This is a genomic window from Bartonella sp. HY761 (assembly GCF_026743145.1).
Taxonomy (GTDB): domain Bacteria; phylum Pseudomonadota; class Alphaproteobacteria; order Rhizobiales; family Rhizobiaceae; genus HY038.
The window spans coordinates 1,073,611-1,086,939 of the sequence record NZ_CP104887.1; the positions used below are offsets into that span (position 1 = coordinate 1,073,611).

A 13,329-nucleotide genomic window follows, 5' to 3' on the forward strand; every position below is an offset into this window, starting at 1 on the left:
TGATTATTTTTATCAGTCACCTTTTTAATAAATATAAACCTAATAATTTATTTTAATAAATATTATTGTTTGGATAGCCTAATTTATATAATCCATATAAGTTTTATACATTGTTAAAACAAAGCTACTCATCTTCTTCATCTAGGCTTAAAACACCACCGGTTTGACGTGACCAAAGTTTTGCGTAGATGCCATTTTGTGCTAAAAGCTCCTCATGGGTTCCATCTTCTACGATTATACCTTTTTCCATGATAATTAGGCGGTCCATAGCGGCAATGGTTGAAAGACGATGGGCAATTGCAAGTACAGTTTTGCCTTCCATCAATCTCATCAAATTTTCTTGAATAGCAAACTCTGCTTCGGAATCGAGAGCCGATGTTGCTTCATCAAGAATGAGAATCGGTGCATCTTTGAGCATAACCCTTGCAATGGCGATACGTTGGCGTTGGCCACCAGAAAGTCTGGCACCGCGCTCGCCAACTTGCGCATCAAAACCTGTATTGCCGGAGTGATCGCGTAATTGGTCGATAAAATCAGCAGCTTCTGCATCACTTACTGCAGCTATCACGTCATCATGGCTAGCATCAGGACGACCATATATGATGTTTTCGCGCAATGAGCGGTGCAGCAATGCAGTATCTTGCGTTACCATCCCTATATTAGCTCTAAGTGATTCTTGGCTGACATTGGCGATATTTTGCCCGTCAATTAGGATGCGACCGGTCTCAACGTCAAAAAAGCGTAAAAGCAAATTAACAAGGGTTGATTTACCCGCACCAGAACGGCCAACAATACCAACTTTTTGCCCTGGCAAAATATTCAAGTTCAAGTTACTGATAACACCTTTACCTTTGCCATAATGAAAACCAATATTTTCAAAACGAATATCACCTTTGGTGACAATAAGCGGCTTGGCATCAGGCTTATCTTCAATAAGGCGTGGGCGCGCAATAGAATTAATGCCATCTGCAACAACGCCGATATTTTCAAACAATGCCGACATTTCCCACATAATCCATTGTGCCATGCCGTTAAGACGCAATACAAGACCAATGGCGACAGCAACGGCACCAACCATTACTGCGCCGTTAACCCAAAGATACAGTCCTAATGCGCCAACAACAAAAAGAAGTAGGCAATTACTTGCATAAACGCCAAAGGAAACCAACGAAATAAGTCGCATCTGTTTATGAACAGTTGTTTGGAAGCCAATAAATGCATCACGCGCATGAGTTTCTTCGCGTTGATCATGGGAAAAAAGTTTGACTGTGGCTATATTGGTATAGGTATCAACAACGCGCCCCGTCATCAGCGAACGCGCGTCCGCCTGTGCTTCTGAAGCACGGCGCAATTTTGGAATGAAAAAACTAAGAATTGCGGTATAGGTTAATAACCAACCAATAAAAGGCAGCATTAACCGCCAATCGGCGCTTGCGGCAAGAATTAACGTACCGATAAAATAAACAATGACATAATTTAATACATCAAATAGTTTCATGATGGTTTCACGCACTGATAATGCAGTTTGCATAACCTTTGCGGAAATCCGTCCAGAAAATTCATTTTGGAAATAACTAATTGATTGGCCTAATAAATAGCGATGAATAAGCCAACGAATACGCATCGGATAATTGCCAAGCAAAGTCTGATGCATAATTAAGGAATGGATACCAACCGTTACCGGCAATAGCACTAATACAATAAAAGCAATAAAACCTAGCTTGCCCGATTGGTTGGCAAGAAATGTTTGAGGGCTTTCCGATGACAACCAATTAACAATATTGCCTAAAAATCCAAATAGTGAAACTTCCATTATAGCTATAAGCGCGGTAAACACCGCCATTAAAGCAAGCCATCCCCAAACGCCCTTTGTATAATGAATGCAAAATGCAACAAGGCCGCGTGGTGGCATTGTTGGTGGATCGGCAGGAAAAGCATCAAGCCTGCGCTCAAACCATCCAAACATGTATTATCTCCTTTTAACGGGTCACAAATTACCGTTATAAATAGTGGTTTTGCACTGTTTTTATTTATAGGTGCTAAGGATATAGGGAATTACAATTGCCATTAAAGGCTAAATTCCATCAATATAATAATTAATTGAAATGATTATATCGTAAGCAGTTTATTACAACAAGCCGAGTTTTAAAAACTTAACAACATGGCCTTTAGGCGTTTAAAGCTGAATATAGATAGTTTGGGTAATGGGATGCATGCAAAAAGTAAATTATGTTGAACTTTTTGTCTAAATCCGTTTAATGCCTTATATCATATTCTCATTTTCTATGGTTTTTTATTCAATGACGTTACAGCTCGCTTTATACCAACCCGATATCCCTGGTAATACTGGCACTATCATTCGCCTTGGTGCATGTCTTGATATAGGTATCAATATTATTGAACCTGCGGGGTTTGATATTTCTGACCGTAATTTAAAAAGAGCGGGCATGGATTATGTGGAGTTAGCCCATTTACGCCGCCATCAAGATTGGCAAGAATTTACGAGATTGATGGCTGAAGAAGAGCGTCGCATCATTTTATTCACCACTCATTCTGATAAAGCCTATTATGATTTTTCGTTTAAAGCTAATGATTGCTTGCTTTTTGGACGTGAATCCGCAGGCGTTCCTGAATATGTCCATAATTTTGCATTTGAAAGAGTTACGATTCCAATGAGCCCACATGCGCGCTCGCTTAATTTGGCTTTGAGCGTTGCTATGGCCGCAGGCGAAGCTAAGCGCCAAATATTGTTAACAGATTAAGCATTGAATTAGATATTATTGGCAGATTTTATGTTTTATGAAATTTCGTTGTTGATAGGAAAACGTAATATAAGTTAATAAGTTTCTAGCTTACTAAGGTAATCTGCATATAAAGCTGTGTAAAGCTTACATAGAGCATTGCAGTTCGCGGTTAGACATAGAACAATTGCTAAGCACCATCAATTTAACCAATTGTTAAGAGAACGCTTATGAAAATGCCATTGATTCCAAGTGATATACCGGCAGATATTGACGAGAAAAAAACTCAGGTTTCAAAATGGTTTGAAGATTTGCGCGACCGTATTTGCCTAAGTTTTGAACAAATTGAGCGTGATCTTGAAGGGCCGTTAAGTGAATATTTGCCTGCAAAATTTGAGCGTATCCCTTGGCAAAAGCAAGGTGGTTTGCAAGGTGGTGGTGTAAGATCTGTTCTTCATGGCCGCGTTTTTGAAAAAGCGGCGATTATGACCTCGACAGTATTTGGCGAGATTGAACCAGAATTGCGCAAGGCAATACCCGGCGCCGAGGAAGATCCGCGTTATTGGTCTTCTGCTATTTCTTTAATCGCCCATCCTCAAAGCCCTCATGTACCAACTGTTCATATGAATACGCGGCTTATTGTAACAACGCGCCAGTGGTTTGGTGGTGGTGCAGATTTAACCCCAATGCTTAGTGAGCGGCGCACCCAGCAAGATAGCGACAGCGTTGCATTTCATAAAGCATTTCGCTTTGTTTGTGATAAGCACAAGGATGTTGCTGATTATGACAAGCTTAAAAAATGGTGCGATGATTATTTTTATTTAAAACATCGCCAAGAACCGCGTGGTATTGGCGGTGTTTTTTATGATTGGCTGCACTCTAGTGAAGAGCAGGGCGGCTTTGATGCCGATTTGGATTTTACTCGTGATATTGGTCGCGCTTTTGCAGTTGTATATCCCTATATTGTAAGGCAAAATTTTAACAAACCATGGACAGAGGAACAGCGCGAAGAGCAGCTTATTCAACGTGGTCGTTATGCCGAATTTAATCTACTTTATGATCGCGGAACGCTTTTTGGTTTAAAAACCGGTGGCAATGTTGATGCTATTCTTTCCTCTTTACCGCCTGCCGTGCGCTGGCCTTAAGGTTTTTATAGTTTATCAAAAATTAGATGCGCTGCCCAAATTACAATATTTGGGTGGTGTTTTTATTTGGTGATAAGGTTTTAACTATTTCGCTGTGTGCATTTTGGGTCTATCGTCTATAGATCGAAAGGGGGCTTTCAATGAAAAAAATCCTTGGTCTGCTCGTCACATTTTTTGTTGCGCATTATTGTTTGATTGGTTGGTTATCCGCTCAAAATTTGGTTGAGGCTGGCGCAAGGGACACCCCGTCCTCCTATAGTTATTTTGATAAGGCTCCAAGAAGTGTTTTTACGCTTGCCGAAAAAATTGAACGCAAACAAGATATTACCCTTGCAGAAGTAAAAGCATTACCAGAAGGTGCGCTTAACGCGCGTTATGACGCTGAGATCACTTTGTTATTTTTTGCCGCTCGGCACTATAATTTACAAGCTATTGATATTTTACTGCAAGCGGGCGCTGATCCCTATATGGTTGATAGACCATCTCAAAAATCGGTGCATGATTTTACATTCTATATCACCGATATGAACACGCCCGGCAGCTATGAAGATACCATGAAATTTCGCACCGAACTTATGCGGATATATTTAAAAAATGGCGGTGATCCAAACCATGAATTACCATCGACCTCAAAAACGCATTTATTGGTAAGTGCAATATTAATGCGTAATATTAAAGGTGCACGCATGCTAATCGAGGCTGGAGCCGACCGTTTAAAAATGGAAGGGACAGGACTTAGTGGGCCAACAATGTTGGCAATTCGTCGAGATGATGAAAGTAATCAGTTACTCAAAGATATTATCTGCAATGGTGCATATGATCATGCAACAGAAGAGCAGATCCGAAAAATTATTACTTATTTGAAGCCATTGGGTGCGACTGATTTAGAGCGCGAAGAAAATCAAAGAAAATTAGCGATGTTTATATTAAAAAGACATCCTAATTTTAAGGATAATGTTTCAACAAAATATATATTTAACGGTCCGATTCCATGGAAGACCATTGGTAAAACAAGTGATGAGGTGTTATGTAAATGATAGCTTTTTAGCTAATCAGCCCAAATTAATGAATAATTTTAGGCTGATTATTTTAATAAAGACGGATTACGTATTAATCATGTGTTGAATGGTGGTTATTATTTTTTGTTTTCAACAGTGATACAACAACACCAATTGTTAAAATACCAAAAGTAATAATTAACGACCAAATCGCGGGGAATTTATCCCAATTCATGAGGTCCGCAATAAACATTTTACTGCCAATGAAAATAAGCAATACTGAAAGTGCATATTTCAAATAGGCAAAGCGGTGTAACACAGCGGCCAACGCAAAAAACAACGCACGAAGACCTAATATCGCAAAAATATTCGACGTATAAACAATAAATGGGTCAGTTGTAATGGTAAATACTGCTGGTACTGAATCTACTGCAAAAATAATATCGGTAAATTCTACCATTATGAGTGCAAGGAAAAGCGGTGTTGCAAAACGCAATAATTTGCCGTTTTGTTGCTTTTTAACAAAAAACTTATTGCCATGAAGATCATCCGTAACGCGCAAATATTTGCGAGCAAAGCGAAATACCGGATTACGGCTCATATCAGGCTCAGCTTCATCTTTGGAAAAAAGCATTTTAATACCCGTAAAGATAAGAAATGCTGCAAAAAGATAAAGAACGAAATGATAATTGGCTACGATAGCGGAGCCAAAGCCGATCATTAAACCGCGCAATATGATAACGCCTAAAACACCCCAGAATAAAACGCGGTGTTGATATTGGCGAGGAATAGCCAGCATGGAGAAAATAAGCGCAATGACAAAAATATTGTCAAGCGACAGGGTTTTTTCAACGACAAAGGCGGTTAAATATTGCGCTGTTTCGGTAGCGCCCATTTGCCAATAAACAATACCAGAAAAGGCAACGCCAAGACTTATATAAAAGGCGGATAATTTTAAACTTTTACCGATTTCAATTTCATGGTCACCACGGTTAAACAGACCAAGATCTAGCACAAGAAGAAATAAAACAATGACAAGGAAAAATAGCCAAAGCCAAATTGGGGTGCCTAGAAAAGGCATAAAAAACATGTCCATAAAGACCTCAATTAATTGGAAGAGATCCACAGACAATAGCGGGCGGACCTCAAGATAACTCGAAGTGGTCCGACATCGCAGTTTTTCAAATTAAACTACCAGAGGGGCCCGGCCCATTCAAACAAGATAGGGCCGCCTTTTACTTAATTCAAGGGCGAGGCTCAAAAAAATTAAACCATATCAGCTTGAGGTAGAATGAATGGCACATGGGCTGGGGGCAGGGCATTGACTGGTAGATAGCAATTATAAATATTTTGTAGATTTTCCGCGGTGATAACCTCTTGCGGTATGCCTTTGGCAGCAATCTTACCTTTTTGCATTAAAATAAGATGATCAGCATAGCGGGCTGCAAGGTTCAAGTCATGCAAAATAGCAATGACCCCACCGCCTTGTTTCACAAAATCTTTGGCGATATTCATAACCGTTAATTGATGTTCTATATCAAGGGCGGCAACTGGTTCATCAAGCATTAGCCAGCAAGGCTTGCCTTCATATTCTGGCTGCCAAATTTGGCATAAAACACGGGCAAGCTGAACGCGTGCTTGTTCACCACCTGAAAGCTCTTGGTAAAATTTTGCATGGTAATCAACTAAGTCCACTTTACTTAAAGCGGCATAAATTAATTCGTCATCACTAGCTAATAAGCGGCCATTGCCTGCTGATAGGCCAATTGCCACCACTTCACGAACTAAAAACGGAAAAGACATGGTACTGGCTTGAGGCAAAACAGCGCGTCGGCAAGCAAGTTGCCATGCTTTTATATGACGTGTATTTTGTCCATTGATGTAAATATCACCGCTATATTGTAATTCTCCGCAAAGTGCGCTGAGTAAAGTTGTTTTGCCAGAACCATTTGGACCGATAATAACAGTTAATTCACCCGCTTTAATATTAATAGCTAAGTCTTCAATGATGGTTTTTTTGCCGCGATTGACGCTAAGGTTTTCAACTTTTATCATCATAACATCATCCCGCGTTGGCGCAGCAAAATCCAAAGAAAGAAGGGAGCACCAAGAAGCGCTGTTATTATGCCAATGGGCAATTCGGCCGGATAAACCACTATGCGGGCAATATAATCGGCAAAGATAACAAGGCAAGCGCCAAGAAGTGCGGAGCATGGAATAAGATAGCGATGGTTGGGGCCGATAATTAGCCGTAATATATGAGGTATAACAATACCAACAAAACCAATGCCACCACTTACCGCGACTGCCGCGCCACACATTAAGGCCACCAAAACAATTGAAATGTTTTTAAGTCTTTGTACTGGAAACCCTAAATGGCCTGCCACTGCCTCACCAAGTGCCAAGGCATTTAAGCCATTAGCTAAAAATGGCGCTATGCATAGGCCAAGAACAATAAATGGTGCTGCAATGATTACTTTTTGCATGGTTGTACCTACCAGAGAGCCTAGGCTCCAAAAGGTAATGTCACGCAATTGTTGATCACTTGCTTTAAAGACCAATACGCCAATAATTGCACCAATAAGCGCAGCAATGGCAATGCCTGCCAAAAGCATGGTTGCAATAGATGTCTTTCCATTGTGCGTGGCGATTGAATAAAGTAATAAGGTTATAACCAAACTACATAGAAAAGCACTAAAAACAATGCCAAACGAGCCTATAATTGGGCTGATACTTATTGGAATAATGTGACCTAATACGATGAATATCACCGCACCAAAGCCAGCACCTGCTGATACGCCAACAATGCCAGGGTCTGCCAACGGGTTGCGAAATAAGCCTTGCATTAAAACGCCGCAAACAGCAAGGGCACTACCAACAAATACGCCAAGAATAACCCTTGGTAAGCGAATATCGATCAGTACCAGATAATCTTGTGTTGCTTGCACTTGTTCAAAATTTTCGGCACTAAAATAATGGCTAATCAACCTTAGCAATGAAACATCTGTTTGCCCTAATAAAAGGCCGCAAAGCACGCTAGCAATGAAAATTGGAACAAGGGCAATTAATACTAATTGACCACGAAGACTTCTGTCACCTTTTCGCATTGCCGCAAGAGTTTCGCTCTTTGGCACAGGCGCAGTGTGGCTCGACAAAGACATTATTTTTCCTATTTCGATTGATTTTGGCCATAAAGCAATTCTGCAACATCACGTGCTGCTGCGGCCGTACGTGGGCCAAAGCCAAGCAAATAAAGCCCATCCATGTCTTTAATCATATTATTTTTAGCTGCAGGGGTTGCAAGAACGGCAGGCAAATCGGTAAGTTGGGTGGTAACAGGGCGGCCTGGAAATGGTGACATCGACAAGATCATATCAGGTTTTGCAGCTAGCAATGCTTCATCGTTTAAGAGTTTATAGCCATCAAATCCAGTGATTGCGTTTTCTGCACCTGCAAGCTTAATGATGCCATCAGCAGCGGTATTGCCACCAGCCGCCATAACGCGACCATTTTGTACGGAAAGTACAAAAAGAATTTTTTTCTTTTCTGTAACCTTATTCGTCAACTCATCGGTTTTATTAAAATCTTCATTAAGTTTGGTAATAAGCTCATCGGCTTTGTCTTCAAGCATTAGGGCTTTACCAACACTGTGCACTTTGGTGATAACACCATCTCGACTAAAGCTTTCTGGCACAACAACCATTGGCACCGACGCTTTTTCTAAAATATCAATTGTAGGCTTTGGGCCGCTACCTTCAACCAGCAAAATACCCTTTGGTGCCAGCGATAAAATGCTTTCAGCTGAAAGGGCGCGCATATAGCCAATATCTGGTAAAGCTTTGGCGGCTTCGGGATAGATGCTGGTCATATCGCGGCCAATGATCCTATCTTGTGCGTCAAGTGCATAAACAATCTCAGTTAATGCGCCGCCAATGACAATAATTTTGGAGTCTTTAGGTAAAACTTCGGTTTCCGCGCTTTGTGCGGTATGGCTAACCGAAAATAAGCACAGAATAAGAGTTGTTTGGATAAGTATCTTTTGCCAAAGAGAAAATGGCTTTTTGATAGTTTTATAAAACATCGTGTTATCCTGTGATTAATGTTGATGATATTTTTGATAGTTAAATTTGGTTCAGCTGCATGATGAAGGGCAATAATATTCGCTATACAAACTGATTTTACTTAGAGGAAAATTTATAGGTAATTTTCCTCTAAACCGTATTATGTATGTTTAGGCAACTGCGCTTTGCTCTAAGCGTGGTAGGGATGCCATCAGGTCGCTCCATGCGCTTAGTTCTTTTTCGCCTTCTTGACGTTTGCCAAAGAATTGAATGATAAGATTATTATCCTTATCAAACACTTCCATAGAGGTGATTTCGCCGTCTTTGGTTGGCTTTTTTACAGCCCAAATTTTTTCAACATTAGGTTCCAATAAATGGAGGTGGAATTGCTCATCCATAATATTGGTCCATTCACCATAAGGTTTGACTGGGCCAATTTTACCGGTGAAGATTTGAATGCAACCACGATTACCAACAAAGCACATAATTGGTAAATCTTGTTCATGAGATTTATCAAGCATAGTTTTGATCGCACTTTTATCCAATTCGTAAGCAAAACGATCGCCAACAATATGGTTTGCTTCATGGCGCTCAACTTGCATATCTTTTAAAATATTATGCAATTGATGCACATCTTTCATTTCACTCCAGCGGCGACGGAATTCTTCAATATCAACATCGCCTTCACGCTTTGCTGCTTCTTTCGTAAAAGGCTCAACGCTAATCATGTCGGTTGGTGTGCCAAGTGAATTCTGGTCAGCAAAAGCTTTCCATGCTTCATGATCGGTGCCTTCATGTTCATAAATCTTAAATACAGCAGTACCAAACTTGTCAAAATATTGGATGCTATTATATTTTTTGCCCATGATCTCGACTTGCTTTTCAAACGCAAAAGCCCAGTTTTTATTGAAAATGCGCAAGTCAATTTCGCCTAATGTGAGCGATGCCCCCTCACCATAAAAGGTTTTTTCAAAATGTCCGCGCATTTCATGTACGGCTGAATCATTGCGTACGATGCATAAGACTTTACCAAAAGTTTTAGCCTTTTCTAAAAGATCAGCAATATCTACCTTTAATTGGCGGGCTTCACTATTACAGGCATAGGCGCAAATAAGTTCAGCTTCAGTGATGCCGATAGACTTCACAAAATCGCGTTCGCGCAGTTTCACGCCACTTTCAGCGACTGCGGCTTTATGTTTGGTGATGATGTCTTGTGCTTTTGCGTTCAACATGGAAAATTCCTATTTGTTTAATATTAGCTTGCCAAAGCGCGTTTTCTTTAAGCGATAGGTGGTATTTTCGTGAATGATAATAACTTCACGACTATTTTTAAAAAGTTGAGCGCTATCGATGATTGGCGGTGTAAGCAATGTCGCAGTAGACAGATCTGCATCATCTGCTAACTTATTTTTTACCGCATCTCCCATGATCATTCCCATTTTATTTCTCCGTTTTTTAAGAGCCGCGCTATAAAAGGGAAAAGCGCATTAAGGGTTGGTATTTGTTGCTTTGTTAAACTTAGTTAGACAAGATAAATTGTAATAGTCTAGAAGACGCAATAAACGAATTTTTTGATAACTATCAATTACTTAATACGCCAAATTAACAAAGTTGTATAAAGAGGTAGGATAGACCTACCTCTTTATATTGATTTAAAATTTTTGAATGAATGATAGTTTGAAACTACGGCCTGGTTCGCTAAAAAATTCTTTAGGATAGGATGTTGAAGAACGTAGGTTCAAAGCATTCCAATAGGTTTTATCAAAAAGATTATAAACACCTGCTTGTAAGCGTGGACCTTTTTCACCCATTGGTTCCCACCAACCAGTTAAATCAACAACAGCATAACCAGGTGCGCGTGCATAATCTGAATTTTTAGCTACCTTATTACGTTTGCCAGCGGCTGTTAAATTGACATCTGCACCCCAAATTTCTTGTGCATAGCCTAAACCAACCATGCCCTTTAAAGGTGGAACAGAGTTTAGATATTCATCCTTATCGGTGTCGCGTCCTTCAGCATAGGCAAGGGCAAAATTTGTGTGCCAACCATTACCAATTTGCCAATGACCTTTTGCTTCAACGCCAGAAATAGTAACGCGTGCACGGTTAATATTTTCAAAGCGACCAAGTGGGAATTCTCTATTGCCGGCTAAGCTAACTTGGTCGATGAAATTCTTGTAACGGTTGCTAAACACACTGATTGAGCCACCTAAATCTTTGTCGCCAAGTTGAACACCAATATCAAAACCATTGCTTGTTTCTGGTTTTAAATCTGGATTGCCGCGGGTGTAATAGAACCCTGGGTTAGTGTAGTTGAAATAAAGTTCAGAGGCAGTTGGAGCGCGAAATGCCTGAGCCCATTGTGCGTAAAGTGTGACCTTATTGGCAACATCCCATTCACCACGTAACTTAGGTGAAAAGCGTGAATCGCTTTGCGAATCTGGATAGCCAGTAAAGCCAGAATTTTGTTCATAGCGTGCACTGTGTTTTGGATCACGCTCATACCAGTCAAACCGGCCACCTGGTGTAATTCTTACGCGGCCATCATAAAATGCAATTTCGTCTTCAAAAGCAAAACCAAAATTCTTACTTTCTGTTGTAGGTGAATCTGCTTGATTGACGTGCATGAATTGGCAGGTCATGAAAGGGCGTGTGTAGGGTGGAGGTGGGCAGCTATCTTCACCACCAGCATATTGCTGATATTTTGAAAACGAAGTGTCAATTGCAACACGAACGGTGTGGGTTGTTGCCCCCAATTGCAATGTTTTAAAACCATTGACATTGAAGCCATATACACGTTCTTCCGTCTGCGCGTCGCGTAAGTAAAAGCCTGTTGGTACAGGAATACGATTACCATATTGGCTAGTTTCTAGGCGTTGGCGCTGCCAGTAAATATTAGCATGTGCTTCATCTAGCCAGCCATCACCATTACCCATGTAATCATAAGATGCAGAAAAACGTTCACGTTTTTTCGTTTGATCTTCATAGAATGTACCTGGCGTATAAGTGCGTACGGCTTGATTTAAGCCATGTGTGGTGCCGTCAAAATAAAATCGTTCAGCCGTGAAGCCAAAGCGATGCTCTTTACCGACATGCTGATAAACTTTGAAAAGCAAATTATTATTATCAAAGTCTGCTGGATTAGCGATTGAGCGATCAACGCCATAACCACTAACAGAGCCATTATTTTCGCGCTGTTTGCCGCCAACATAACCGCCTTGCAATAAGAAATAAGTATCGTTGGCGCGGACAGCAAACGCTTCATCAATATGCCAGCTGCGATTAGATGAATCGTAGCTTCCTTTAGTAAGGGAGGCCCAGTTTTTGTCACCAGTCAAAAGGTCTTCTGGGTCAAGAGTACGGAGCATAACAACACCGCCAAGTGCACCTGAACCATAAAGGCTAGAATCTGAACCGCGCACAATATCAAGACTTGAAAGCGAAGAGATGTTAAATGAGGAAATGCCCCCTGTTAAATTTCGGCTTGATGGATCAGGGAACCAAGTAATAGGTACGCCATCAATTGTCGTTAAAACACGGTTTTGATCAAGTCCGCGGATGGTAAAACTATCGGAGCCCCGGCTATAAGAAATAGCAGGATCAAGCCGTGAGATATCATTAATATCATCAACCTGTTTTTTGGCAATTGTCTCGCCTGAAATACTATCTGTTAATACTGTAGCTTTACGGTCAAGTCTTTCTTTTTTACCTTCAACCACGACAGTATCTAGCGTTTGAGAATCAGAAGTTGCATTTGTAGTCTGATTCGTTGTTTGTGCTGATGCAGGGCTTGCTGCGCAAATGGCAATAACGCCAAATGCTGCGTAATGTTTTAAACGCTTTAATTGTAACCAATACATTAAGATACCATCCTTCTCAATTCTTTTGAAAAGCTTTGGCTTGCCACATTAGATTGGCTGGCTACGCTTCATATCATGAATAGTCACTATTAAACATGATACTAACAGTCAAGAAAAAAGTTGATTTTTATCATTTGGACTGGTTTAATAACAGGGGTGATGATCCGTTATATATTTAAGGATAATAAGTTATGTATATCGCAATGAACCGTTTCAAAGTCAATAAAGGTAATGAAGCCGAGTTTGAAACTATCTGGAGAGAGCGTGAAAGCCGTTTAAAAGAATTACCGGGCTTTGTAGAGTTTCATTTACTTAAATGCGACACTGATAAGGATGAAAATACCAGCCTCTATTCTTCACATGCTATTTGGAAAGATCGTGAAGATTTTATCAGTTGGACAAAGTCAGAGCAATTCCGCGATGCCCATAAGGGTGCTGGTGAACGCCGCCATGTTTTTGCAGGCCCTCCACATTTTGAAGGTTTTGAAGTTATTTTGTCTGAAAAGGCTTGATCTCTGAATAAT

General features: G+C 40.5%; 12 protein-coding genes. 4 read left to right on the forward strand and 8 right to left on the reverse strand.

Translation table 11 applies throughout. The annotated features are described in order from the left end of the window. Positions 1–124 precede the first annotated feature (124 nt). A complete protein-coding gene (locus N6A79_RS04530) occupies positions 125–1,966 on the reverse strand; it encodes an ABC transporter ATP-binding protein (RefSeq protein WP_268547184.1) in 1,842 nt (613 codons plus the stop codon). A 334-nt stretch (positions 1,967–2,300) separates the two neighbouring features. On the opposite strand from N6A79_RS04530, the gene N6A79_RS04535 reads away from it, so the two are divergent. The 3 genes from N6A79_RS04535 to N6A79_RS04545 all read left to right on the forward strand — a co-directional run bounded on the left by N6A79_RS04535 (position 2,301) and on the right by N6A79_RS04545 (position 4,923). Beyond that, positions 2,301–2,762: a tRNA (cytidine(34)-2'-O)-methyltransferase gene (locus N6A79_RS04535; protein WP_268547185.1), complete on the forward strand. Its 462-nt coding sequence runs from the start codon at positions 2,301–2,303 to the stop codon at positions 2,760–2,762. Between the two features lie 209 nt (positions 2,763–2,971). Beyond that, positions 2,972–3,886 carry an oxygen-dependent coproporphyrinogen oxidase gene (gene hemF, locus N6A79_RS04540; protein WP_182419109.1) on the forward strand — a complete coding sequence of 305 codons (915 nt, stop codon included), beginning with the start codon at positions 2,972–2,974 and terminating at the stop codon, positions 3,884–3,886. A 140-nt stretch (positions 3,887–4,026) separates the two neighbouring features. Further along, complete coding sequence (locus N6A79_RS04545; protein WP_268547186.1) at positions 4,027–4,923, forward strand: hypothetical protein; 897 nt, start codon at positions 4,027–4,029, stop codon at positions 4,921–4,923. A gap of 73 nt (positions 4,924–4,996) precedes the next feature. Here N6A79_RS04545 and N6A79_RS04550 read toward each other — a convergent pair whose 3' ends face one another. The 7 genes from N6A79_RS04550 to N6A79_RS04580 all read right to left on the reverse strand — a co-directional run bounded on the left by N6A79_RS04550 (position 4,997) and on the right by N6A79_RS04580 (position 12,805). Then, a complete protein-coding gene (locus N6A79_RS04550; RefSeq protein WP_268547187.1) occupies positions 4,997–5,980 on the reverse strand; it encodes a TerC family protein in 984 nt (327 codons plus the stop codon). 170 nt (positions 5,981–6,150) lie between these two features. Further along, complete coding sequence (locus N6A79_RS04555) at positions 6,151–6,939, reverse strand: heme ABC transporter ATP-binding protein (RefSeq protein WP_268547538.1); 789 nt, start codon at positions 6,937–6,939, stop codon at positions 6,151–6,153. Continuing rightward, positions 6,939–8,045: a FecCD family ABC transporter permease gene (locus N6A79_RS04560; RefSeq protein ID WP_442784251.1), complete on the reverse strand. Its 1,107-nt coding sequence runs from the start codon at positions 8,043–8,045 to the stop codon at positions 6,939–6,941. The genes N6A79_RS04555 and N6A79_RS04560 overlap by 1 nt, the downstream gene beginning before the upstream one ends. Positions 8,046–8,053: 8 nt before the next feature. After that, complete coding sequence (locus N6A79_RS04565; protein WP_268547188.1) at positions 8,054–8,965, reverse strand: heme/hemin ABC transporter substrate-binding protein; 912 nt, start codon at positions 8,963–8,965, stop codon at positions 8,054–8,056. Positions 8,966–9,115: 150 nt separating this feature from the next. Next, a complete protein-coding gene (locus tag N6A79_RS04570) occupies positions 9,116–10,177 on the reverse strand; it encodes a hemin-degrading factor (RefSeq protein WP_182419114.1) in 1,062 nt (353 codons plus the stop codon). A 9-nt stretch (positions 10,178–10,186) separates the two neighbouring features. After that, positions 10,187–10,384: a hemin uptake protein HemP gene (gene hemP / locus N6A79_RS04575; RefSeq protein ID WP_246708140.1), complete on the reverse strand. Its 198-nt coding sequence runs from the start codon at positions 10,382–10,384 to the stop codon at positions 10,187–10,189. Positions 10,385–10,597: 213 nt separating this feature from the next. Next, a complete protein-coding gene (locus N6A79_RS04580) occupies positions 10,598–12,805 on the reverse strand; it encodes a TonB-dependent hemoglobin/transferrin/lactoferrin family receptor (RefSeq protein WP_268547189.1) in 2,208 nt (735 codons plus the stop codon). A 191-nt stretch (positions 12,806–12,996) separates the two neighbouring features. Between N6A79_RS04580 and N6A79_RS04585 the strand changes: the two genes are divergently transcribed. Beyond that, positions 12,997–13,317, forward strand: a complete 321-nt coding sequence (locus N6A79_RS04585; RefSeq protein WP_182419116.1) for an antibiotic biosynthesis monooxygenase family protein — start codon at positions 12,997–12,999, stop codon at positions 13,315–13,317. The last annotated feature ends 12 nt before the right edge of the window (positions 13,318–13,329 follow it).

Coding starts and splice junctions, on each gene's coding strand:
- N6A79_RS04530 (WP_268547184.1), bottom strand. CDS start 1,966: ATGTTTGGATGGTTTGAGCGCAGGCTTGATGCTTTTCCTGCCGATCCA.
- N6A79_RS04535 (WP_268547185.1), top strand. CDS start 2,301: ATGACGTTACAGCTCGCTTTATACCAACCCGATATCCCTGGTAATACT.
- hemF (WP_182419109.1), top strand. CDS start 2,972: ATGAAAATGCCATTGATTCCAAGTGATATACCGGCAGATATTGACGAG.
- N6A79_RS04545 (WP_268547186.1), top strand. CDS start 4,027: ATGAAAAAAATCCTTGGTCTGCTCGTCACATTTTTTGTTGCGCATTAT.
- N6A79_RS04550 (WP_268547187.1), bottom strand. CDS start 5,980: ATGGACATGTTTTTTATGCCTTTTCTAGGCACCCCAATTTGGCTTTGG.
- N6A79_RS04555 (WP_268547538.1), bottom strand. CDS start 6,939: ATGATAAAAGTTGAAAACCTTAGCGTCAATCGCGGCAAAAAAACCATC.
- N6A79_RS04560 (WP_442784251.1), bottom strand. CDS start 8,045: ATGTCTTTGTCGAGCCACACTGCGCCTGTGCCAAAGAGCGAAACTCTT.
- N6A79_RS04565 (WP_268547188.1), bottom strand. CDS start 8,965: ATGTTTTATAAAACTATCAAAAAGCCATTTTCTCTTTGGCAAAAGATA.
- N6A79_RS04570 (WP_182419114.1), bottom strand. CDS start 10,177: ATGTTGAACGCAAAAGCACAAGACATCATCACCAAACATAAAGCCGCA.
- hemP (WP_246708140.1), bottom strand. CDS start 10,384: ATGGGAATGATCATGGGAGATGCGGTAAAAAATAAGTTAGCAGATGAT.
- N6A79_RS04580 (WP_268547189.1), bottom strand. CDS start 12,805: ATGTATTGGTTACAATTAAAGCGTTTAAAACATTACGCAGCATTTGGC.
- N6A79_RS04585 (WP_182419116.1), top strand. CDS start 12,997: ATGTATATCGCAATGAACCGTTTCAAAGTCAATAAAGGTAATGAAGCC.